At 68.9% G+C, this 23,087-nt stretch carries 19 protein-coding genes; 10 read left to right on the top strand and 9 right to left on the bottom strand.

The window, feature by feature from the left end:
- The first annotated feature begins 20 nt into the window (after nucleotides 1–20).
- Nucleotides 21–1,397 carry a pyridoxal phosphate-dependent decarboxylase family protein gene (locus ACI3KT_RS01305; RefSeq protein ID WP_404902030.1) on the top strand — a complete coding sequence of 459 codons (1,377 nt, stop codon included), beginning with the start codon at nucleotides 21–23 and terminating at the stop codon, nucleotides 1,395–1,397.
- Between the two features lie 152 nt (nucleotides 1,398–1,549).
- On the opposite strand, the gene ACI3KT_RS01310 is transcribed toward ACI3KT_RS01305, so the two are convergent.
- The 4 genes from ACI3KT_RS01310 to ACI3KT_RS01325 form a co-directional block, all read right to left on the bottom strand.
- Nucleotides 1,550–2,611: an alpha/beta hydrolase gene (locus ACI3KT_RS01310; protein ID WP_404902032.1), complete on the bottom strand. Its 1,062-nt coding sequence runs from the start codon at nucleotides 2,609–2,611 to the stop codon at nucleotides 1,550–1,552.
- A gap of 57 nt (nucleotides 2,612–2,668) precedes the next feature.
- Nucleotides 2,669–3,214, bottom strand: coding sequence for a cysteine hydrolase family protein (locus ACI3KT_RS01315; RefSeq protein WP_404902034.1), 546 nt, complete (start codon nucleotides 3,212–3,214; stop codon nucleotides 2,669–2,671).
- A complete protein-coding gene (locus ACI3KT_RS01320) occupies nucleotides 3,211–4,653 on the bottom strand; it encodes a purine-cytosine permease family protein (RefSeq protein WP_404902036.1) in 1,443 nt (480 codons plus the stop codon). Before ACI3KT_RS01320 ends, ACI3KT_RS01315 begins: the two co-directional genes overlap by 4 nt.
- 150 nt (nucleotides 4,654–4,803) lie before the next feature.
- Nucleotides 4,804–6,084 (bottom strand): M18 family aminopeptidase, encoded by a 1,281-nt coding sequence (locus ACI3KT_RS01325; protein ID WP_404902038.1) that lies wholly within the window; start codon nucleotides 6,082–6,084, stop codon nucleotides 4,804–4,806.
- Nucleotides 6,085–6,252: 168 nt separating this feature from the next.
- Between ACI3KT_RS01325 and ACI3KT_RS01330 the strand changes: the two genes are divergently transcribed.
- Together ACI3KT_RS01330 and ACI3KT_RS01335 are read left to right on the top strand one after the other, a co-directional pair.
- Nucleotides 6,253–11,784, top strand: a complete 5,532-nt coding sequence (locus ACI3KT_RS01330; protein ID WP_404902040.1) for a hypothetical protein — start codon at nucleotides 6,253–6,255, stop codon at nucleotides 11,782–11,784.
- 13 nt (nucleotides 11,785–11,797) lie between these two features.
- Nucleotides 11,798–12,496, top strand: a complete 699-nt coding sequence (locus ACI3KT_RS01335; RefSeq protein WP_404902043.1) for a phosphotransferase — start codon at nucleotides 11,798–11,800, stop codon at nucleotides 12,494–12,496.
- 25 nt (nucleotides 12,497–12,521) lie between these two features.
- Here ACI3KT_RS01335 and ACI3KT_RS01340 read toward each other — a convergent pair whose 3' ends face one another.
- Nucleotides 12,522–13,175 (bottom strand): response regulator transcription factor, encoded by a 654-nt coding sequence (locus tag ACI3KT_RS01340; protein ID WP_307298797.1) that lies wholly within the window; start codon nucleotides 13,173–13,175, stop codon nucleotides 12,522–12,524.
- Between the two features lie 230 nt (nucleotides 13,176–13,405).
- Here ACI3KT_RS01340 and ACI3KT_RS01345 point away from each other — a divergent pair, with 230 nt between their 5' ends.
- Nucleotides 13,406–14,548 (top strand): sensor histidine kinase, encoded by a 1,143-nt coding sequence (locus ACI3KT_RS01345; RefSeq protein WP_307298794.1) that lies wholly within the window; start codon nucleotides 13,406–13,408, stop codon nucleotides 14,546–14,548.
- Between the two features lie 609 nt (nucleotides 14,549–15,157).
- On the top strand, nucleotides 15,158–16,135 hold the full coding sequence (locus ACI3KT_RS01350; protein WP_404902045.1) for an alcohol dehydrogenase catalytic domain-containing protein: 978 nt from the start codon (nucleotides 15,158–15,160) through the stop codon (nucleotides 16,133–16,135).
- Here ACI3KT_RS01350 and ACI3KT_RS01355 read toward each other — a convergent pair.
- Both ACI3KT_RS01355 and ACI3KT_RS01360 read right to left on the bottom strand, forming a co-directional pair.
- Complete coding sequence (locus ACI3KT_RS01355; RefSeq protein WP_307298788.1) at nucleotides 16,021–16,626, bottom strand: CinA family protein; 606 nt, start codon at nucleotides 16,624–16,626, stop codon at nucleotides 16,021–16,023. The two genes, ACI3KT_RS01350 and ACI3KT_RS01355, sit on opposite strands and share 115 nt — an antisense overlap.
- An 8-nt stretch (nucleotides 16,627–16,634) precedes the next feature.
- Nucleotides 16,635–17,048, bottom strand: a complete 414-nt coding sequence (locus tag ACI3KT_RS01360) for a CBS domain-containing protein (RefSeq protein WP_292904156.1) — start codon at nucleotides 17,046–17,048, stop codon at nucleotides 16,635–16,637.
- Between the two features lie 275 nt (nucleotides 17,049–17,323).
- Here ACI3KT_RS01360 and ACI3KT_RS01365 point away from each other — a divergent pair, with 275 nt between their 5' ends.
- Nucleotides 17,324–18,001: a DUF6766 family protein gene (locus ACI3KT_RS01365; protein ID WP_404902046.1), complete on the top strand. Its 678-nt coding sequence runs from the start codon at nucleotides 17,324–17,326 to the stop codon at nucleotides 17,999–18,001.
- Here the strand turns inward: ACI3KT_RS01365 and ACI3KT_RS01370 are convergent.
- Nucleotides 17,974–18,537 (bottom strand): FHA domain-containing protein, encoded by a 564-nt coding sequence (locus ACI3KT_RS01370; RefSeq protein WP_404902049.1) that lies wholly within the window; start codon nucleotides 18,535–18,537, stop codon nucleotides 17,974–17,976. The genes ACI3KT_RS01365 and ACI3KT_RS01370 overlap by 28 nt on opposite strands.
- A 70-nt stretch (nucleotides 18,538–18,607) precedes the next feature.
- Nucleotides 18,608–18,940, bottom strand: coding sequence for a hypothetical protein (locus tag ACI3KT_RS01375; RefSeq protein WP_307299443.1), 333 nt, complete (start codon nucleotides 18,938–18,940; stop codon nucleotides 18,608–18,610).
- Between the two features lie 78 nt (nucleotides 18,941–19,018).
- On the opposite strand from ACI3KT_RS01375, the gene ACI3KT_RS01380 reads away from it, so the two are divergent.
- The 4 genes from ACI3KT_RS01380 (at nucleotide 19,019) to ACI3KT_RS01395 (ending at nucleotide 23,074) form a co-directional block, all read left to right on the top strand.
- Nucleotides 19,019–19,366, top strand: a complete 348-nt coding sequence (locus tag ACI3KT_RS01380; protein WP_292904150.1) for an ATP-dependent DNA ligase — start codon at nucleotides 19,019–19,021, stop codon at nucleotides 19,364–19,366.
- A 112-nt stretch (nucleotides 19,367–19,478) separates the two neighbouring features.
- On the top strand, nucleotides 19,479–20,459 hold the full coding sequence (locus ACI3KT_RS01385; protein WP_404902051.1) for a TIGR03885 family FMN-dependent LLM class oxidoreductase: 981 nt from the start codon (nucleotides 19,479–19,481) through the stop codon (nucleotides 20,457–20,459).
- Nucleotides 20,456–22,096 carry an alpha-amylase family protein gene (locus ACI3KT_RS01390; protein ID WP_404902053.1) on the top strand — a complete coding sequence of 547 codons (1,641 nt, stop codon included), beginning with the start codon at nucleotides 20,456–20,458 and terminating at the stop codon, nucleotides 22,094–22,096. The genes ACI3KT_RS01385 and ACI3KT_RS01390 overlap by 4 nt, the downstream gene beginning before the upstream one ends.
- A gap of 93 nt (nucleotides 22,097–22,189) precedes the next feature.
- The gene (locus ACI3KT_RS01395) at nucleotides 22,190–23,074 is read left to right on the top strand and encodes an SDR family oxidoreductase (RefSeq protein WP_404902056.1); all 885 of its coding nucleotides are present in this window, start codon (nucleotides 22,190–22,192) and stop codon (nucleotides 23,072–23,074) included.
- The last annotated feature ends 13 nt before the right edge of the window (nucleotides 23,075–23,087 follow it).

The raw sequence follows: 23,087 nt of genomic DNA on the forward strand, positions 1-23,087 counted from the left end.
CACACAGAACAGGAAAGCGCATGGCAGCTGAACGCATGCACGCGGCTTCGGCCGAATCCACGGCGATCGTCGACGCCGTCCTCGACTATTCGAGGCGACGGATGCTGTCGGACTTCGTGCCGCTCGACAAGCCGCAGACACCGGGTGAGCTCACCCGGCTGACGGGTGGACGCACGATCACCGACGAGGGGCTCGGCGCCACCAGGGCGCTTGCGACCTTCGAGCACGTGCTCGCCCCCGCGTGCCTCAGTACGAGTCATCCGCTCTACCTGTCGTTCATCCCGACCGCGCCCACCATGGCCGCGATCGCGTTCGATCTCGTCGTCTCGGCCTCCGGGCTCTATGGCGGCAGCTGGCTCGAGGGCGCGGGCGCCGTGCACGCCGAGAACGAGGTGCTCGCCTTCCTCGCCCGCGAGTTCGGTCTGCCTGACACCGCTGGCGGCGTCTTCGTGCAGGGCGGCACGATCGGCAACCTGTCGGCTCTCGTGGCCGCACGAGAGGCCACTAAGGCTCGACTGATCGCTGCGGGCAAGGAGCTCCCGACGCGCTGGAAGATCGTGTGCAGCACCGAGGCGCATTCTTCGAACAAGTCGGCCGCCAAGGTGATGGATGCCGACGTGCTGCTAATCCCGGCCGGCGCCGACGGCAGGCTGCATCCCGAGGGGGTGCGTGCGGCCCTCGCCGAGCACGGTGACGAGGTGTGCGCCGTCGTCGCGACCGGGGGATCAACGAACTTCGGGATCGTCGACGATATCGCCGGCATCGCCGCCCTGAAGGACGAGTTCGACTTCTGGCTGCACATCGACGGCGCCTACGGGCTCACCGCGATGCTGGCGCCCGAGGCCCGGCACATCTTCGCGGGCGTCGAACGCGCCGACTCGATGATCGTCGACCCGCACAAGTGGCTGTTCGCCCCATTCGACTGCTGCGCACTGCTGTACCGCGATCCCGAGAGCGGTCGCCGCGCCCACACGCAGCACGCCGAGTACCTCGACACGCTGACGGATGCCGACGACTTCAACCCCTCGGACTACTCGATCCAGCTCACCCGGCGTCCCCGCGGCCTGCCGTTGTGGTTCTCGCTCGCGACCTATGGCGTCACGGCCTACCGCGAGGCGGTGAGCGCGACGCTCGCGCTCACGCAGCGCATCGCCGAGGAGATCGCCCGACGCCCCGAGCTGACGCTGGTGCGCGACCCGCAGCTGTCGGTCGTGGTGTTCGAGCGCAACGGTTGGGACCGCGCCGACTACGATCGCTGGTCGGATCAACTGCTCGACACGCAGCACGCCTTCGTGGTGCCGAGTTCGCACGCGGGCCGCCCCAACACCCGATTCGCGATCCTCAACCCGCTCACGACCTTCGACGATCTGGTGGGCATCCTCGACACCATGAAGTGACGCGCGCGGCATCCGTCCGCCTGCACCCGTTCCGCACCGTTCCGATCCGGGGGACGACACGCCACATCGGGGGACGAAACACGACTTTCGTCCCCCGATCTGGCGTGTCGTCCCTCGAACTGCAAGGGCCGGAAGCCGGAAGACGGAGGTCGTCAGTGCGTGGTGTGCGCGTTCAGGAAGTCGATCGTCTTCTGCAGCGCGGTCCGTGCATCGGGAGTGTCGAGGTGGAACTGGTACTCGTGCGGGAGCGACGGCTCGTGGGGAGCGGGCCAGAAGAGCGTCGTGACCTCGACGCCGAGCTCGTCGAGGCGCTTCGCCATCGGGATGGACTGCAGCCAGGTCAGCCCGTCGCCGTTGCCGCCGGAGATGTAGGTGGTCGGGAAGTCGGCGGTGACCCAGTCGATCGTCGACATCGTGGCTCCGGTCGAGCCTTCGGCCCAGTCCTTCGTGCCGGCGTACGCCCACATCGATGACTTGAAGCCCCAGCCGACGAGGCCTGTGAGCTCGGCGAGCGCCGAGAGGTCGTAGACGCCGCAGTTGAGCACCGTCGCGACGACCTGATCCGCCGTGAGCGCGGGGGTCATGTCCATGATCTCGGCATACTCGGGGTTCGTGATCAGCGTCGCCATCTGGCTGGCCAGCTGCCCGCCTGCGGAGTCCCCGGCGAGCACGATCTGCGTCGGGTCGACTCCGAGCTCGTCCGCGTGCTCGTCGATGTAGGCGAGGGCGTCGTTGAGCTGGTGCACTGCGAGGGGATAGACGCCCTCGGGGCCGATCGTGTAGTTCACCGCGATCGTCGTGTACCCCTCGGCGGCGAGGATGCGCATGTACGGGTCGACGTTCTCCTTGGAGCCTGAGATCCAGGCGCCGCCGTGGATCCACACGATCGTCGGCAGCGGGCCCGTGGCGGATGCCGGGGAGAAGACGTCCATCGTGGTGTCGACGCCGTGGTCCGAGTAGGCGACGTCGAGCGTCTCGGTGAGCTTCGTGTCGGGGACGTGCTTGTCCATCTCGGCGGCGGTGTCGTCCCCGCCCTTCGAGAACACCGAGCGGATCACCATGGCCGAGGGCCACGGTGTGATCGATCCGATGATCGCGACGACGGCGACGACCGCGACGATGATGCCGAGCGCGATCCTCGTGCGCCGCCATCGGCGTCGCTTCTTCGGGTGGACGACGTCGTCGGTGCGCTCTTCTGCGGCGTGCGTGCTCATGGAACCCCTCCCACCGACAGTGTGGCAGTATTCCGGTTCGTGTGGCGAGGGGCGGATCTAGAGTGTGGCGAGGACGCTCGCGGTGTCGGCGATCGTGATCTGCGGCGGGTACAGGCCCATGACGTGGAGCGCGGCCGCATGGTTCTCCGCCGTCGACCCCGCACAGGCGTCGGCCGCGATCGTGACGTGCGCACCGGCATCCGCTGCCGCCAGTGCGGTCGACAGCACGCAGCAGTCGGTCGACACTCCCGCAAGAACGACGTGCGCCCCGTGCCCCACGATCGCCTCGATCTCTGTACCCCACTTGCCGAAGGTCGGAAGATCGAGCGTCGGATGCGGAGTCAGGTGCGCGGCATCGGGGACGAGGTCGTACAGCGGATCCGTCGCCGGTCGATCAGCGAACGGCCATGCCGCGAAGTAGTCGCCCCACGAGGTCGATCGATCGGCTGTCGGCATCCATCTCGTCACGATCACGCGCTCGCCGAAGGCGTCGGCCAGCTCGCTGATGCGCGGCATCGCCGCCGCGAAGAACGGCGATCCCCAGGCCGATTCGGGGGAGGCGAAGATGTTCTGCGGGTCGATGATGACCAGCCACTGCGTCACGCCTGCTCCTGCCGCCGGATCGTTCCCGCCCGTCCGAACCACGTCACGAGAAACGACAGCACGAGGGCGAACAGCACGCCGAGGTTCGCGTAGCCCCAGTCGTCGCGCCAGCCGAACAGATCGAGGAAATAGCCCTGCCAGTCATTCCAGGGGGTGCCGGGGATCTGATTCATCACGAAGCCCCAGCCGATCGCCGTCGCGACGAGCATGGTGCCGATCGACAGCCCGTCGATCGCGCCGTAACGTCCGCGCGAGTCGAACAGGGCCGCCTCGTCGTAGTCGGCGCGGCGGCGGAGGATGTCGGCGATCAGGATGCCCGCCCACGACGCCATCGGCACGCCCAGCGTGATGAGGAACGACTGGAACGGCCCGATGAAGCTCGTCGCGAAGAACACCACGAAGATCGTTCCGGTCGTGAGGATGACACCGTCGACCGCGGCCGCGGCAGGGCGGGGGATGCGGATGCCGAGGCTCAGCAGCGTGAGGCCGGAGGAGTAGATGCCGAGCACCGCGCCGGACACGAGCGTGAGGATCGCGACGATCAGGAACGGGAACAGCAGCCACGGCGGCAGCAGGGTCGCGAGGGCGCCGATCGGGTCGCCGCCGACGGCTGCCGACAGCTCGTCGTCGGATCCCGCGAGCAGGAGACCGAAGAAGACGAGGATGACGGGGGCGACCGACCCGCCGATCGTGTTCCAGGCGATGATCTGCCCGTCGGATGCCGTGCGCTTCTGATACCGCGACCAGTCGGCGGCGATGTTGATCCAGCCCAGCCCGAAGCCGGTCATCACCATGACCAGCGCTCCCACGGTCTGCGCGAAGGTGCCGTCGGGGCGGGAGAACGCGACGTCCCACTGGATGTGACGGAAGGTGAAGATCAGGAACAGCACCGTCATCGCACCGGTGAGCCAGGTAAGCACCGACTGCAGCTTCATGATCGTGTGGTATCCGAGCACCGAGGCGCCCACGATCAGTGCGGCGACCGCGATCGTCGCGATGATCTTCACGGCCGTGTCGTCGTTCCCACTCACCCATCCGAGCGTGCGCAGGATCGTTCCCGTGGCGAGCACGGCCGTGATCGCCAGCGACGTCTCCCAGCCGATCGAGGTCAGCCACGACACGATGCCCGGAAGCTTCTGCCCCTGCACCCCGAAAGCCGCGCGCGACAGCACCATAGTGGGGGCAGATCCGCGCTTGCCGGCGATCGCGATCAGCCCGCACAGGAAGAACGACACGACGATGCCGATCACCGAGACGAGGGTCGCCTGCCACAGGGAGACGCCGAAGCCGAGGATGAACGAGCCGTACGACATGCCGAACACCGACACGTTCGCGGCGAACCACGGCCAGAACAGATCGCGGGGCTTCGCGCCCCGGTCGGACTCGGGGATGATCTCGATGCCGGCGCGCTCGATCAGCGCACTCCTGTTGTCGCTCATGTGCACATCCTGGCACCGCAAGCGCCGGTGGGGAATCGGTCGGCATCGCGTCGCCCGCTCTGCCACCACATCGTCGACGCGCCACCATGTTCTTCACGCCGATTCGGCGGTGGCGCGTCGACGATGTGGTGGCGGGCGGTCCTCGGAGGCTCAGCCAGCGAAGAACGCTCCGGCGACGCGCGTCAGATCGTGCAGGTCGGAGACGCCGGCCAGTTCGCGGGCGGAGTGCATCGAGAGGATCGGGATGCCGACATCGACGGTGCGGATGCCGAGACGCGTCGCGGTGATCGGACCGATCGTCGACCCGCACGGCACGTTGTTGTTCGACACGAATTCCTGGGGGCGCACACCCGCACTCTCGCACCAGGCCCGCCAGGCGGCGGAGCCGACGGCATCCGTCGCGTAGCGCTGATTCGCGTTGAGCTTGAGGATGGGCCCCGAGCCGAGCACCGGGTGCACGACGGGGTCGTGCTTGCCGACGTAGTTCGGGTGCACGGAGTGACCCACGTCGCTCGACAGGCACCACGACGACGAGTAGGCGCGCCGGCGCGCCGAGGAGTCCGCGCCGAGCCCGGCGTACACGCGCTCGAGCACATCTTCGAGGAAGGGGCCGCCGGCTCCCGAGCGGGAACCGGAGCCGAGCTCCTCGTGATCGAAGGCCGCGAGCACGGCGATCGGGCCCGCGTCCGTGGAGTGCGAAGAGAGGGCGACCACGCCCGCGTGCACGGAGGCGAGGTCGTCGAGGCGGCCCGATGCGAAGAAGGCGCTGTCCTTGCCGAACACCGCGCCCCGTGCGGAGTCGGCGATGACGACGTCGTACCCGCGGATGTCGGATGCCGAGACCCCGGCGGACGCGGCGAGCTCCGCGAGGATGTCGTTCTGCGTCGGATCTCCCAGGCCCCACACGGGCTGGGTCTGGAACTGCTTGTCGAGTGCGAGACCGGTGTTCGCCTCGCGATCGAGGTGCACGGCCAGCTGCGGCAGACGCAGCAGAGCGCCCGTGTCGGCCAGCACCACCCGGCCGTCGGCGAGGGCGAGGCGCCCGGCCAGGCGAAGCTCCCGATCGAGCCAGGAGTTCAGCAGCGGGCCGCCGTAGACCTCGACGGCCGCCTGCAGCCAGCCGGCCGACCCGGTCGTCGGCTGGGGCTTGAGCTTGAAGCCGGGGGAGTCGGTGTGCGCGCCGAGGATGTGAACGGGCGTCGTGGCGACGGCATCCGAAGGAACCGTCCAGGCGATGGCGGCGCCGTCGCGCACCACGACGTAGCGGCCTCCCGGCTGCACCGACCAGGCGTCCTCTTCGCGAAGCCGGGCGAAACCCGCCGACTCGAGCCGGCGGGCCACCTCCTCGGCTGCGTGGTAGCTGGACGGAGATGCGGCGACGAAGTCGGCGAGATCCTCGGCGTGGGCGAGGGCGTGCGTGGAGACGGGCATGGCGACCTTCCTGCGGGCGGGCACCTTCGATCGTAATCGGGTCTCGATCCCGCATCGGAGCACGGGACGAGTATGGCTCTGCGCTGACGACTCCGTTAGTGTCGGATGCGGAGAGGTGCATCGCCCGGGCGATGCGGGGAGCCTCTGGGGAGAAATTAGGGGACGGCTGTGTTTTCACACGCTCACGCGCGCCTTCGGCGCACCATCGCGGCGGTCACGTCGACTCTGCTGCTCACGGCGGGACTCACGGTCGTGACCGAGGCAATCGCGCCGACGTCGGCGTCGGCGGCGCAGAACCCGACGCAGTGCCAGGGCACGGTCTCGCTGACCAACGGCTCGTTCGAATCGCCGGCGATCGGCAACGCGACCTACCGACTGATACCCGAGGCTCAGGTCCCCGGGTGGCTCACGAACGACAGCGCGAACCAGATCGAGGTCTGGTCGAGCGGATTCCAGGGCGTGTCCGCGGCGCAGGGGCGGCAGTTCGCCGAACTCAACGCGAACAGCGCCAGCATGCTCTACCAGGACGTCGCGACGACACCGGGCCAGACGCTGGCCTGGTCGCTCAAGCACCGCGCGCGCCAGGGCACCGACGTCATGAGGGTCGTGATCGGCGTCCCGGGGGGAACGCTCGTGCAGAGCGGGCCCAATCTCTCCGACACCACGGCCGCGTGGGGAGCGCACTCGGGCACCTACACCGTGCCGGCGGGCCAGACCGTGACGCGCTTCGGGTTCGAGGCGGTCAGCGCGGGTTCGGGCAACGCCTCGGTCGGCAACTTCCTCGACGACATCACATTCGGCACCGGCCCGTGCCTCGTGACCACCAAGAGCGTGACGAACCTCACGCGGGGCGGGTCCACGGCCGAGGTCGGCGACGTCCTCCGATACACGGTCACCACCGTCAACAACGGCGGAAACCCGGCGACGCAGGCCGTCTCGACCGACCAGCTGGCCGCCGGGATCGACTTCGTCCCCGGATCGGTCAAGATCACCGCCGGCGCCGGCGCCGGGGCCTTGACGGATGCGTCCGGCGACGACCGCGGCGAGTACGCCGCCGGGTCCCGAACGGTGCGAGTGCGCCTCGGCGACAACGGCAGCGCCACCGTCGGCGGATCGATCGGCGTGGGAGCGAGCACGAGCTACACGTTCGACGCGAAGGTCGCGGTGTCTGCTGCGGCCACCACGGTCCTCAACGAGGCGAACGTCGCCTTCCACGACGGAGTGGTGAACCAGAACCGCACCTCGACCAGCAATGAGGTGCAGACGCCCGTCAATGCGGCGGCCGATCTCGCGATCGCCAAGACGCTCGACACCTCGCCGCTCGTGGCCGGCGAGCCGGCGACCTTCACGATCACCGTCACCAACAACGGCCCGCAGACGGCCACCGGCGTGTCGGTGACGGATGCCGTGCCCGCCGGGTTCGCGGTGACCCAGGTCACTCCCGCGCAGGGCACGTGCACGATCGGTGCGAGCATCAGCTGCACGCTCGGGTCCCTCGCGGTCAACGCGAGCAGCACCATCACCGTCACGGGAACCGTCTCGGCGTCGATGAGCCCCGGCGCAGCGCTCACGAACACGGCGTCCGTGTCGGGGACCCTCACCGATCCGAACCTTTCGAACAACACGGCTTCCGCATCCGGAACCCTCACGGCCGAGGCCGACGTCTCGATCGTCAAGACCTACGCGCCGGCGGCGCCCGTAGCAGGGCAGAACGTGACCTACACGCTCGCCGTGCACAACGACGGCCCGTCCGAGGCTCGCGACCTGCGCGTGACCGATCCGCTCGACCCCGCGACCACCTTCGTCAGCGTGAGCCCTCAGCAGGGCTCCTGTTCGATGACGGGGCAGACCCTGGGCTGCCTCGTCGGCACTCTCGCCCCCGGCGCGACCACGACGATCACCGTCACCGTGGCGCTCGCCTCCGGAGCGAGCGCCGTCGTGCAGAACTCGGCGAGCGTCACCAGCAGCACGCCCGACCCCGACCCGTCGAACAACGTCGACTCCACCAGCTTCAACCCGACGATCATCGCCGACCTCGCCGTGACCAAGACGGCATCGGCCGCGCAGGTCGCCGCCGGCGGCACCGTCACGTACACCATGGTGGTGACGAACAACGGAAGCTCGGATGCGGTCAACGCCGTTCTCAGCGACACGCTTCCGACGGGACTGACCGTCATCAACGCGACGGCGACCTCCGGCAGCTGCACGACGACGTCGGGTGGCGTCGAGTGCACATGGCCGACACTCGCCGAAGGTGCGTCGAGCACGGTCACCGTGCAGGCTCTGGTCGCGGCTGACGCCCCGGCCGGCACGCTCACGAACACGGCATCCGTGGCCTCGCCCGCCCAGGACTCGACCCCCGAGAACAACTCCGATTCGGCCGACGTCGAGGTCGTGCAGAGCGCCGACATCAGCGTGGTCAAGACCGCCGACGCCTCGGCCGTGCCCGGTGGCGGATTCGGTTACACCCTGACCTTCTCGAACGGCGGCCCTTCGGTCGCGCGCGGGGTCGTCGCGAGCGACACCCTTCCGGCCGGATTCGTGATCGGCGCGACGCCCGCGGGCTGTGTGCTCTCCGGCAGCACCCTCACGTGCGCGGTCGGAGACCTGACCGTGGGCCAGGTCGTGCAGATCCGCATCGAGGGCGCACTCGCCGAGAGCGCGACCGGGACCCTCAGCAACACGGCGACGGTCACATCGCCGACGCCCGATCCCGACCCCTCCGACAACACGTCGACCGTCGACAAGCCGCTGACCCCGAGCGCCGACGTCGTGGTCACGAAGACCACGAGCACCCCGAGCGTTCCGCTCGAGGGCGAGGCGAGCTTCGTCGTCACCGTGCGCAACGACGGTCCGTCCACGGCAGCCGGTGTCGTCGTCGACGAGGCGGCAGCGCCCGGCCTCATCATCGTGAACGCCACGCCGTCGGTCGGCACCTGGTCGGCCGCCGACGCCCGCTGGACCGTGGGCACGCTGCTCCCCGGAGAGTCGGCGACGCTCACAGTGACAGCGCGCGTGGTGGCGACGGGGGCAGTGACGAACACCGCCACCGGCACGTCGCAGACGCCCGATCCCGATCCCTCGAACAACACGGGTACATCGACGATCGACGGCACGCCCTCTGCCGACCTGTCGATCGTGAAGACGGCATCCGTGAACCCGGCGCAGTTGAACGCGCCGATCACCTACACGATCGTCGTTACGAACAACGGGCCGAGCGCGGCATCCGCCGTCTCGGTCACCGATCCGCTCCCGGCGGCGCTGCTGAATCCGACGACGCCCACCTCCGGGTGCACGATCACCACGGCTCAGCTCGACTGCACGGTCGGAACCCTCGCCGTCGGCGCCACGTTCACGGCGACCGTGACCGGCACCGTCGACCCGGCCACGCCCGACGCACAGCTGTCGAACACCGCGACGGTGACCTCGACGACGCCCGATCCCGATCCGTCCGACAACAGCTCGACCAGCACGGTCCCGGTCGCCGGAACCCCGCGGATCGAGCTCGAGAAGGCGGTGGCCGCTCCGGTCGACGCGAACGGCAACGGCAGGATCGACCAGGGCGACACCGTCGCGTACACGTTCACCGTGCGCAACACGGGAGACGCCACGTTCACGAGCACGCAGATCACCGACTCGAAGCTCGGCGGCGCCGTCACCTGTGCGGCGCTCGGCGCACCGCTCGCGCCCGGAGCCGAGGTCACCTGTGCGCCGGTGACCTACACGCTCACTCAGCAGGACATCGACAACGGCACCGTGCACAACGAGGCGACCGTCACAGGACAGTCCGCTCGAGGCACCGCGACCGACGATGCGGAGGCGAACGTGATCGTCCCGAGCGTGAACAGCGTCAGCCTCACCAAGACCCCGAGCACGGTCGTCGACATCAACAGCGACAACCAGGTGAACGCGGGCGACACGATCCAGTACACCTTCACGCTCACCAACACCGGGACGACGACGTTGCACAACGGACAGATCGACGACCCGATGCTCGGGGGAGCAGTCACCTGCGACGCGCTCGAGGGCGCAGTGCTGGCGCCGGGACAGTCCGTGACATGCGACCCGGTGGCGTACACGCTCACGCAGGACGACATCGACAACGGGGTGGTGCGCAACACGGCCTCGACAATCGCTCAGGGACCCGACAACCGCTTCGTCGAGGACACCGCGTCCGCGTCGGCGGACATCGATCAGACGGCCGGCATCGAGCTGACCAAGAAGGCCGGTCAGGTCACCGATGCGAACGACGACGGCTTCGTCGGCGCCGGCGACACGATCGACTACTCGTTCACGGTGCAGAACTCCGGTAACACGACCCTGACTGATGTCGCCGTGACCGATCCGCTCCTCGGGACCGGTGCCCTGTGCACGATCGCTGAGCTCCTGCCGGGTGCGAGCGCCGATTGCGGCCCCTTCACCTACGCGTTGACCCAGGCGGACATCGAGGCGGAGCGTCGCCCGAACACCGCGACCGCGACCGGCGACAGCCCGATCGGCGAGGTCGGCGACGAGGGTTCGGCCGAGGTGATGTTCGCCGGCACGACGGCGATCGCACTGACCAAGACCCCCGGTTCCATCGACCCGGGTGCCGACGGCATGGTCGGCGCGGGCGACACCGTGCCCTACACGTTCACGGTCAGGAACACCGGAACCACGGCCCTGCGGAACATCGTGCTGACGGACCCGCTGCTGGGCGGAGAGCTCGACTGCCCCGCTCTGGACGGGCTCGAGCTGATGCCCGGTCGGGACGCCACCTGCGGCCCGATCGACTACGCGCTGACGCAGGCGGATGTCGACGCCGGAACCGTGCACAACACGGCGAGCGTCGAGGGCGAGTCATGGAGAGAGGCAGCCGAGGCCACGGATGAGGCGGACGTCGCGGTGATCGGCACGGACGCGCTCTCCCTACTGAAGTCGGCGGCGGCCATCGTGGACGCGAACGGCACCGGACGCACGGACGCCGGCGACACGATCGCCTACACGTTCACCGTCAGGAACACCGGAACCACGACGCTCACGGGCGTCTCGGTCTCCGATCCTCGGCTGACCGGCGACATCGTGTGCGACACGACCGAGCTCGCGCCCGGCGCCTCCACGGTGTGCGCGGGCGAGCCCGCTGTGCTCACGCAGGCCGAGGTCGACGCCGGCGAGATCATCAACACCGCCACCGCGACGGGCACCGGAACCGGCGAGGAGCCGCCCACGATCGAAGACACCGTGGTGACGCCGATCGAGGCGCAGCCGGCCATCGCGCTCACCAAGACGGGTGGCGACTACGCCGACGCCGACGGCGACGGCAGGATCAACGCGGGCGACACGGTGAAGTTCCGCTTCACGGTGACCAACACGGGCTCCCGTACGCTCACCGGCATCGTGATCACGGACCCCATGCTCGGCGGCGCGATCGACTGCGACATCGCAGACCTCGCTCCTGGCGCGGCGGCCGACTGCGGACCCGTGACGTATGCGCTCACCGCGGCGGACGTCGCCGCGGGCAAGGTCGTCAACGTCGCGACCGTGAGCGGCGCCGCAGGCGCGGTCACCGTGACGGCAGCGGCGACGGCATCCGTCGACTTGCAGGTCCTCGCGACCACAGGTGGCGTTGTCACCGGGCTGGGCTGGGCGCTCGCTCTGCTCGCGATCGGCGCGCTGGTGCTGCTCGTCGCGAGGGTCCGCCGCCGGGAAGCCGCGATCTGATCCGCCTCCGGTCGTGAGACCCGCCGTTCGCCGTGAGAGCCACGCGCGGACGGCGGGTCTCGTGGCAGGACCGGAATCCCGCGACGGAAGCAGGGACATCGAGGGAGCGCATCCCGGTGCCACGGGTGACGGGCGCGACGTGGATGCCGTCCTCGATGCGCTGGCCGGCTTCCCTCGCATCGCTGCCGGAGACCCCGCGGTTCTGCCGGACGCCGCCGCGGAGTTCGCCGGCGACGCCGAGGGGTGGTGCCGGCTCGAGGCCGAGGGCGTGATCGGTGAGCTGCCCGAATGGGTGCAGGGAGCATACGACCGCATCCTCGCGGCGGCGGATCGTGTCGCGGAGGCCACGGCGGGGGAGCACCTTCAGCACCTGGACTGCCGCGCCGACAACGTGATCCTCGACCGTGACGGCGCCGCCTGGATCATCGACTGGCCGTGGGCAGGCATCGGTGCGCGCTGGACCGACGGCGCCTGCTACCTCTTCGATGTGCGCATGCGCGGTGAGGCCATCGACGTCGAGGAGGTGCTGGGGCGGCATCCGCTCTTCGATGGCGTGGCGGATGCCGACATCGACTCGCTGATCGCGGCCCTGACGGGCGGGTACATGTTCAAGTCGCGTCTGCCGGCGCCTCCCGGCATGCCGACGCTGCGCGAGTTCCAGCGGCAGGAGGCTCTGACCGGGATCGCGTGGCTGCAGGAGCGCTGGGCCTGACTCCGAACGCCGCGCCGTGGACGACTCAGCGGAAGTCGACGAGGCCCGCGTGGGCGGCGGTGACCAGGATCTGCACGCGGTCGCGCACCTGCCATTTCGACATGATTCGACCGAGGTGCGCTTTGACGGTGCCCTCGGAGACGATGAGGGACTGCGCGATCTCGGCGTTGGACATGCCTTGGGCGAGGCGTTCCAGCACCTCCGACTCGCGATCGGTGAGCACCTCGAGCTCGGCGCCGCCGCCGGCGGGCTCGGTGCTGCGGACATGCTTGACCAGCAGCGAGGCGATGCGAGGCGACAACGAGCTCGCGCCGCTGTGCACCTCGCGCACGCCGGTGACGATGCTCTCGGCGCTCGAGTCCTTGAGGAGGTAGCCGGAGGCGCCAGCGCTCAGCATCGGCAGCACCGTGTCGCTGCCGTCGAGCGTCGTGACCGCGAGAACCCGCACCTCGGGCCAGCGCTCGGCGATCGCCGCGGTGGCCTCGATGCCGTTCATGCCCGGCATCTGCACGTCCATCATGACGACGTCGGGGCGGTCGTGCTCGATGAAGTCGATCGCCTCATATCCGTCCTCGGCCTGACCGATCACCGTGATCTCCGGATCGCGGGCGACGAAGTGCGAGAGGGCTGAGCGCACGAGAGGGTCATCATCGACGATGAGCACACGGATTTCGGGCATGAACGAAGCCTAACGGCGTTGGGCGACAGGTCCCGGGCATCTCTAGACCTTTGGCCAACAAGGTCTGGACAAGAGACAGATGTGCCCCGAGCAGCCAGCCGAGAAGATCAATAGGTACCTGGACAAACGACCTGATATTGGAGGTGAATCGCATGTCCGTTTGGGAGCAGCTCGCACGCGCATTTGGTCTTTACCGCTAATCTACCTGGCTAATAGGGGATACTGAAGAGATGCCGCTTGGTCTTTCGACCCGGGACGACCCCGGCATCCTCCGCCTCGGGCGCGGAGAGAAGCCCAGCGCCCTCGAACGCATCGCGCTTCTCGCGATCATCGTCATCCTCCTGGCCCTCGATGTCATCAGCGCCTTCACGACGCCTGATCTCGCCGTCGTCCCCAAAGTGTTCAGCATCGCGACGACGGCGGTCTTCGCCGCCTACCTGTGGTCGCCGACTGTCGCCACACTCCTGTTGGGAGTGGTGCTCGCGCTGTCGTTCGCCGCAGACACGGCCGTCGCGGCTCTGCTGGCCACCGCTGTGGCTGCAGGCCTCGTGCTGCGGCTGGGGCGATTCGCCCTGATCCTCACCTACGCCGCCGGTTTCCTCGTCGCCGTCGCCATCGCCGCCTTCGTCGAGGTCGACGGTCCCGTCAACGTCGGCACCTACCTCGTGATCGCCACCGTCTCCGGAGCGGTGGGCTTCACCCTGAGAATCGCGTTCGCGCGCGGCCGGAAGCTCGAGCACGAACTCGCCGAGAGCGCGGAGCAGGAGCGTCAGGCGGTTCTCGCCGAGCGGCGATGGATCGCCGGCGAACTGCATGACAGCATCGCGCACCACCTCACCGTCGTGGCTTTGCACGTGCAGATGCTCGACGAGCCCGCGGCCAGCACCGAATCGCAGGAGGCGATCAGGGTCGCAGCGCGCAAAGCCATGGCCGATCTGCGCTTCGTCATCGAACTCGCCGACGACGGACCGCGTTCGTCCGGCATGCCGACCGGAGACCTCGGCGAGGCGATCGACGAAGCCGAGGGCGAGATCGACGCAGCCGGGCACCCGGTCGTGATCGACGGCGACCCTCGTGATGAGCGGATACCGCGCGTCGCCGAGATCGTGTTCGCCCGCATCGTCCGCGAGTCGGCGACCAACATCCTCAAGCATGCCGGGCCCGGGCCCGTCGAGATCCACATGGAGATCGACGACGATGCCGCCACGCTCACGATCCGGAGTCCTCTGCCCGCCACGCCGCGGCGAGACCTCCCGTCCAGCGGCACAGGTCTCACGCGGATGGCCGAGCGCGTCATCGGCGCGAGCGGCGAGTTCAGCGCGGGCGTCGTCGAAGACGCCTGGCAGGTGCGTGCCAGGCTACCGATGTCCTGATCACGAGCGAAAACGAAGACTAGACGAAAGTCCATATATGTCTCGCCGTATGGCTCTACGTGATGTCCCCCCATCCCTCGTAGTCTGGGATCTCCCCAGAAAAGCGTCCCCAGCGCTGCGATCGCGAGCGCGATCTTCTTAGGCTTCTGAACCACTGCGCTCGCGATCGCGTTTCTGTGTTCAGGGCTGTGTCGTCGCCCACGTCGCTTCGCGGCCGCTTCCGGCTGCCGCACGTTGTGCCTCGCTGCGCACACGAATCCACGGCAGCGGACGCGCACTGCACGATGCGCAGCAGGAACCTCGGGTGAACGGAGGCTGAACTCTTCCGGGTCGGACGCGGTCGCGCCGCATTCCCTTGAGAGAGTCGTGGGTGATCCATCCCCACATCCTCGAAAGGACCGCGATGAAGCGCCGCGATCTCTCCGCCGCCACCGATGCCACCGCGCTGCGCGGCGTCCTCGCAGAGCGCGGACTGCGGCTCCTCGTCGCGACGGTCTGAGTGCGACGATGGGAACTCTGCTGGTCCGTCCGCCAGGGCACCGCCGCGATGTCGCTCTTCGCCCTGCCGCGACTGCGATGGTCTGGATCGGGGAGGGTCATCGTCACGAGATGATCGCGGTCCCTGGAGTCGCGCTCGGCGACCGCGACGTCCTCGTCGCGGTCGAGATGTCGACGATCTGCGACGCGGACGTCGACACGGTGCACGGGCGCCGCGCGACGCCCGTGCCGCTCGTGCTCGGCCACGAGAGCGTCGGGCGCGTGATCGCGATCGGCGATGCCGGTGCACTCGACGTCTCCGGCACTGCGCTGCGGATCGGGGACCGAGTGGTGTGGTCCGTCACGATCTCGTGCGGATCATGCGATCGATGCGCCGCAGGGCTCCCGCAGAAGTGCCGGACACTCGGCCGATACGGACACGATCGCATCGGCGGGCACGGCGACCTCACCGGCGCGTTCGGAAGTCACGTGCAGCTGCGATCGGGCACATCCATCGTGCGGGTGCCGGAGACCCTGCCCGCATCCGTCCTCGCACCCGCCGCGTGCGCGACCTCGACGGCCTGGGCGGCGCTCGCCCGGGCACGAGGCGACCTCGACGGCGCTGCGGTGCGGATCCATGGTGCCGGGCTCGTCGGCCTCTCCGCCGCGGCCATCGCGGCGGAGCTCGGAGCATCGGTCGAAGTGGTCGACCCGAATCCCGCCCGGCGGGCCCTCGCGGCCAGGTTCGGCGCCAGCAGTATCTCCCGCGATCCCGACATCGTCGTCGAGACATCGGGTTGCGCCGTGGCCGAAGCGATCGAGGGGGTGGCGGTCGGCGGCATGGTCGTGCTGGCAGGGAGCGCCCTCTCCGCCGAGCCTGTTCCGGTCCACCTCGAGAGCATCACTCGACGACTCGTCACGATCTGCGGTGTGGAAGGCTGCACCGGATCGGAGTTGGCCGAGGCGATCGCCTTCCTGTCGGGTCGGGGCCGTGCCTACCCCTTCGCCGAAGCGGTCGGCGAAGTGCGACCGCTGAGCGAGCTCGATGACGCGCTCGCTGCGGCATCCGCACCGGACGCTCCGCTGCGGATCGGACTTGTGCCGGGCTGAAGCCCCGCAGGTGCTCGAAGCGGGCCTGCAGGCCGCACCGCCTCCGCATGGAAGAGGAGCAGCCGCAGCGCGGCGTCCGACGCCTCGTCGATGACCTGCTCGGGTTCGCCCGTCAGGCTCAGCGCCCGGTGGCCGGTGCCGAGCGGAGTCGCCCAGCCGAGGTGAACCTCGCCAGGCGGGTGACCGCCCTCGGGACCCGGCCCGCCGACACCCGTCGTCGAGACGCAGACATCCGCATCGAAAAGAGCCAGCCCGCCCTCCGCGATCTGCTGCGCGCATGCGGCGGAGCAGGGATCCGTGCCCGGCGTCAGCCCGAGCAGCCGCTCCTTCACCTCGGTGAGATAGGCGACGATGCCGCCCGCGAACCACGAGGACGCATCCTCGCCCGCGCCCACGGTGGCGGCCAGCCGACCCGACGTGAGCGACTCGACCACGCAGACTCGCAGGCCCCGTTCCCGGGCGATCTCACTAAGGCGGCGCACCTCGTCCATCGCGGTGCTCAGCGGGAGATGCTCTCGACGGTCTTGCCCGTGGTCGCGGCAGAGAGCGAGAGGGCGATGTCCGCCTGGCTGACGATGCCCACGAGAAGACGATCCTGGATCACCGGCAGCCGCCGCACCTGGTGCTCCTGCATCAGGTCGAGCGCGACCCGCACGTCGTCATCGGCGGCGACGGTCACGGGCTTGCCCTGCGCCAGCGCGCCGGCTGCTGTCGTCTCCGGGTCCATCCCCATCGCGATGCCGCGCACCACGATGTCGCGGTCGGTGAGCATGCCCTTGAGCTTGCTGTCCTCGCCGCAGATCGGCAGGGCGCCGACATCGAGGTCGGCCATCACGGATGCGGCGATGCGGAGCGAATCGTTCACTCCGATGCAACGAGGGCTGGGCGTCATGATCTCGGCTGCGGTAGTCATCGGTCTTCCTTCTCGTGTCGTGTCAACGTTCCGTGTCGGCGACGATAGGCGCACCCGGAAGCCTCTGGAGGGGGATTGACAAACCGGAGGAGCGCCCGTCAAGCCCCTGGCGCGCCGTCACGAGCGCGATCAGGATGCCGGCATAGGGAAGGGAGGGCTTCGATGCCCGGAGAAGAGGAGACCGCGGGGATGCGGTGGATGTTCTGGAGCTGGATGACGATCATCGTCGCGGGGCTCGCCGCCATGATCCTCGTGCCGCTGAGCGGGAGGTGAGCATGCGCAGAGCGATCCGCGACAACGGACTGAGCCTGTTCTTCCTCGCGCTGTTCGTGCTGGCGCTGGTCGGGCAGTCCATCGCCGGCTTCTTCCGCAACAACTCCGAACTCGCAGACCACGGCATGGCCACGATCGGCTTCGGCGAGTTCGTGACGTCGTCGGGTTTCCTGGTCGACGTCGCAGAGAACTGGCAGTCCGAGTTCCTGCAGTTCTTCCTGTTCATCGCGGCGACGGTCTGGCTCGTGCAGCGCGGCTCGCCCGAGTCGAAGAAACCCGGGGACGGGGGGCCGGGAAGCGACGAGGATCAGCGGATCGGCGCGCACGCCCGCGGAGACTCCCCTCGCTGGGCGCGCATCGGCGGCTGGCGCACGGTCGTGTACGGCAACTCCCTGCTGATCGTGATGGGCGCCGTGTTCGTCCTCTCGTGGCTCGCACAGTCGCTCGGTGGCGTCGTCGTGATGAACGAGGAGAACTCGATGCATGGCGCGCCCGCGATCACCTGGCTCGACTACGTGGTCTCGGCGGACTTCTGGGACCGCACCCTGCAGAACTGGCAGTCGGAGTTCCTCGCGGTCGGGACGATGGTGGCGTTCTCGATCTACCTTCGCCAGCGCGGCTCAGCGGAGTCGAAGCCGGTGGGGGTGCCGCATCACGTGTCAGCTCTGGAATCCGACTGACGGGGTGCGTCCGTGCCTGTCGCGGTGGTCGCGGTCTCATCGGTGCCCGCCTCGGGGGGCACGCGCTCATCGCCTGCGTACTCGGGGCGAGGAGGCTGCACGGGCTGATCCGAGTACTCGCCGCCCAGCCGACCCCCGAACGGGCGACCGTGATCCGCGAACTCCTCGCGGGCGAAGACGAGGGTCCACGGGCCCGTCGTGAATCGCGCTCCCGTGCGCAGCGTCTCGGTGCGGTCGCCTCCGTGAGTCGCCGCGACACCGGCGCTCGCGTTCATCTCGCCCTCGCCGTGGAGTTCGAGGACGTACTCGTCGCGATCGTCGTGCGTGATGGTGGCGTGCACCGGATCGGTGTCGGCGAGCTGCAGTTCGTTGCCCGCGGCCGAGCCGATGCGCACGACGTCCGCGTCCAACGCGAACTCGGTGCGCTCGTCATCGCGCGTGATGCGCAGGCGCGGAGAACCCGCGCCTCGTTCGGCGTGCGTGGTCGTGGGGGTGTACCCCTCATCGGGGCGATCGTCGATGTGTCGTTCGTCCATGGAACGCGGCCTCCTCGTGTCGGAGTGCCGAGCTTAGAGGGGAACGGATGCCTGGCCGAGGGGGTTGACTTCAGTTCCCCCGAGTGGCCGTCGTCTCGTCGGCGAGCAGGTCGGCGGCTGCGATCATGATGCCGCCGGTCGAGTTCGCGGAGTCGGCCATCGCAGTGATCCGCTCCTGCTGCAGAGGCGGCGGCGTCGGCTCGTCGAACACGAAGCGCAAGGGGATCGAGGGATGCAGCCAGATCGTCGATCGACCGGCCCTCTCGCCGTCGGGATGGCGCCATGACAGCGTGAAGCTCTCGTTTCGACGCAGCTTCGCGGCGATGACCACCTTCAGATGGGCGAGCGCGAGGTCGTCGATCTGAACGGGTTCCTCGGAGTCGTCGTAATACAGCAGGCCCATACCGAATACGCTACGCATGGGGGGATGTTTTCGACAGTCCTCGTCGGACTGACACGCAAGCCAGAAGGAGCGCTCTCGATGGGCAAGTTCATCTACGAAGACGGAGTGAAGACGGAGATCGAGGACCGAGCGCTCACTCATCTTCAGCTCGTGATCACGGCCAAGCTGCGCCGCGGCGAACCGTTCCCGTTCAGCTGGCGCGAGGACGCCAGCGTCGGCGGCGGACGCACGACCGTGTGGATCCAGCCGGGCAGTGCCCTGGTCTTCAAGTACTTCGGCAGCCGCCAGCCCGCCATCAACCGCGCCTGGATCGAAGCCCTCGCGTTCACGGCGAACGCGCCCAGCGGGCTGTACCTCGTTCCGGAGCCCCCCGAGGCGGGCGAAACACCTGGCACGGGTGAGACGCCGGTGACGCCGCCGCTCTGAGCCGCATCCGATCATCGCACGGGGCTGTCAACCCCCGTGCCAACGGCGCCCATCCCCGAGAGCATCGGGGGTGGGCGCCGGCTTCTTCCTGGCGCCCGGGAAGGAGCGTTCAGTGACTGTCATCGGTTATCACGCCTCGCACGAACAGGTGCCGCCCGGACGGCTTCTGGCGGCCGTTCGCCTGGCCGAGACCGCGGGTTTCGACGCGGCGATGTGCTCGGACCATCTCGCTCCCTGGACACGCAACCAGGGAGAATCCGGCTATGCATGGTCGTGGCTCGGAGCCGCCCTCGCCACGACCCGCTTCCCGATCGGGCTGGTCACGGCGCCGGGGCAGAGATATCACCCCGTCGTGGCCGCGCAGGCCATCGCGACGGTCGCGGAGATGTTCCCCGGGCGGTTCTGGGCGGCGCTCGGCAGCGGGGAGGCGCTGAACGAGCACGTGACGGGAGATCCCTGGCCCGACAAGGATGCGAGGGATCGGAGGCTACGGGAGTGCGTCCGTGTCATCCGCAGTCTGCTGGACGGCGAGCGGGTCAGCGCCGACGCCGAGGTGCGCGTGCACGAGGCGAGGGTGTGGAGCCGTCCGTCGACTCCGCCTCCTCTTCTGGCCGCGGCTGTCAGCCCTCACACGGCGAGCAGCGCGGCCGCATGGGCCGACGGGGTCATCACGGTGGGGACGGACGCCGCGGCGAGCAGCGAGACCTTCCAGGCGTACCGCCGAGCCGGCGGCCCCGGGCGAACGGTCCTGCAGGTGCACATCAGCCTCGAGGACACCCTCGACGAGGCCATGGCGACCGCGCGGGAGCAGTGGTCGCATTCCACCGCGCCCGCCGAGCTCATGTGGGATGTAGAGCAGCCGGAGGAGTTCGAGGCGCTGGCCGACCCGACCGACGAGAACCTGCGACGATCGGTCATCATCACCGCCTCGACCCAGGAGCTCGCCGAACGGATCGCCGAGCTCGCGCGCGGCGTCGACGAGGTCTACCTGCACCACGTGGGTCGCGCGCAGTCTCCGTTCCTGCACCGGTGCGGGGCGGAGCTGCTGCCGGCCCTGCGGGGACTGCTGGGCACCGAGACGAGCCAGCGATGAGGCCGGCGGACACCAGCGATCTCTGGTGGCGCACCGCTGTGGTCTACTGCCTCGACATCGAGACCTACCAGGACTCCGACGGAGACGGTGTCGGAGACCTCGAAGGGCTCGCGAACCGGATCGACTATCTGGCGGATCTCGGCGTCACCTGCCTGTGGCTGATGCCGTTCCAGCCGACACGCGACCGTGACGACGGGTACGACATCACCGACTTCTACGGGGTCGATCCCCGGTTGGGCGATCTCGGGCACGTGGTCGAGCTGCTGCGGATCGCGCGTGGCCGCGGGCTGCGGGTGATCGTCGATCTCGTCGTGAACCACACATCCGACCGGCATCCGTGGTTCGTCGCTGCGCGACGCTCTCGCACCTCGCCCTACCGGGACTACTACGTGTGGCGGGACCGGCCGACACGCGGGTCGAAGAACCTCGTGTTCCCCGGCGAGGAGAACAGCGTGTGGGAGAAGGACGAGCGCAGCGGTCAGTACTACCTCCACAGCTTCTACCGGCACCAGCCCGACCTGAATCTCGCGAACCCCGCTGTGCGTGCCGAGATCGCGCGGATCGTCGGCTTCTGGCTGGAGCTCGGGGTCGACGGGTTCCGCATCGATGCTGTGCCGTTCCTCATCCAGCAGCCCGGCGGGCCCCAGACCGCTGACCCGCACGACTTCCTGCGAGAGCTGCACCGCTTCATCACCCGTCGTCGCGGCGACGCCGCATTGCTCGGAGAGGTGAATCTCCCGCACCAGCAGCAGCTGGAGTACTTCGGCGCGAAGGGCGCGGAGCTCGATCTGCAGTTCGACTTCGCGACCATGCAGGCGTGTTTCCTCGCCTTCGTGAGGCACGACGCCGGCCCGGTCGCGGCGGCGCTGCGCGCGCGACCGGAGATCGATGTGAGCCAGGGATGGGCGATGTTCCTCCGCAACCACGATGAGCTGACGCTCGATCAGCTGAGCGAGGAGGAGCGGCAGGAGGTGTTCGAGGAACTGGCGCCTGACGAGCGGCAACGCGTCTACGGGCGCGGGATCGTGCGCCGTCTCGCCCCGATGCTGCGCGGCGATCCTCGCCGACTGCGAATGGCGTACAGCCTGATGTTCGCGCTGCCGGGAACCCCCGCGCTCTTCTACGGGGAGGAGATCGGGATGGGCGAGGTGCCGGGTCTGGGCGACCGGATGGCGGTCCGCGCGCCCATGCAGTGGCTGCCCGACCGCACAGGCGGCTTCTCGATGGCGCCGGTCTCTCGGCAGCGGAGGGAACTGGCGAAGAGCGGCTACGGGCCGGAGCACGTGAACGTGCACGAGCAGCAGCGCGACCCCGACTCTCTGCTGTCCTTCCTGCGGATGCTCATCACCCGCTACCGCGAGGCTCCGGAGATCGCCTGGGGTTCGGTCGCCGTGCTCGACACGCAGGATCCCGCGGTTCTGGCCCACACGTTGAGCACCGAGGGAGTCGTCTTCCTCGCGCTGCACAACTTCGGCGACGAACCGCGGCGAGTCGTGCTCTCGGCGGGAGTCGTCGGCGGAAGCCCGCTCCACGAGCTGCTCTCGTCGAGCCCTGCGGTCGTTGCCGAGAACGGGCGGTTCGTGTTCGATCTGGAGGCCTACGGCTTCCGCTGGCTGAGAGCGGTGGATGCCGGATAGCAGTGGCGGGCACTGTGCCGTGTCAACCCCCTGGAACGGCTGAGGCGCAGATCACAGGCTGGAGACTCCGCAGACGACTGAGGAGGAGATTCGATGAGCGACGCCACCAACGACCCCCGCCACGCACACCGCGAGGAGGGATTCCCTCCGCAGCACCAGGACCAGCCGGGTCACACGGACGAGACCATCCCTCGGCCGGACCACGGTGAGAAGAGCTACGTGGGCCACGGGCGCCTCGAGGGCCGGCGAGCGCTCATCACGGGAGGCGACTCCGGCATCGGCCGGGCGGCGGCGATCGCCTTCGCCCGTGAGGGCGCGGACGTCGCGATCGTGCATCTGCCCGAGGAACAGGCGGATGCCGACGAGACGGTCGCCCTGATCCGAGAGGCCGGCCGCAATGGCGTGAGCCTCGCGGGAGACATCCGCGACGAGTCCTTCGCCGCGGACATCGTCTTCGAGACGCGGAAGGCGCTCGGAGGACTCGACGTCCTGGTTCTCAATGCCGGCTATCAGCATGACATCGACGGCATCGAGAACCTGCGCACCGAGCGGATGCGCCGGGTCTTCGACACCAACCTCGTCTCGCAGCTGTTCACGACGCGAGCGGCGCTGCCCGATCTGGAGCCGGGTGCGAGCATCATCGTGACCGCATCCATCCAGGCCTTCCACCCCTCACCCGGTCTGCTCGACTACGCCATGACCAAGGCGGCTCAGGTGGCGTTCGTGAAGGCGCTCGCCGAGGAGGTCGGCCCGCGGGGCGTGCGGGTGAACGCCGTGGCCCCCGGGCCGATCTGGACGCCGCTGATCCCCGCGACAGGGTGGGATGCCGAGCGGCTGAAGTCCTTCGGGGCCGACACGCCGCTGGGCCGGGCGGGCCAGCCGGCCGAGCTCGCCGGTGCGTACGTGTATCTGGCCTCGGCCGAGTCGTCCTATGTCTCGGGTTCGGTGCTCGCCGTGACAGGGGGCAAGCCGCTCTGACCGCAGCGCGCCC

Source organism: Microbacterium sp. ZW T6_19, assembly GCF_044987465.1.
Lineage (GTDB): Bacteria > Actinomycetota > Actinomycetes > Actinomycetales > Microbacteriaceae > Microbacterium > Microbacterium natoriense_A.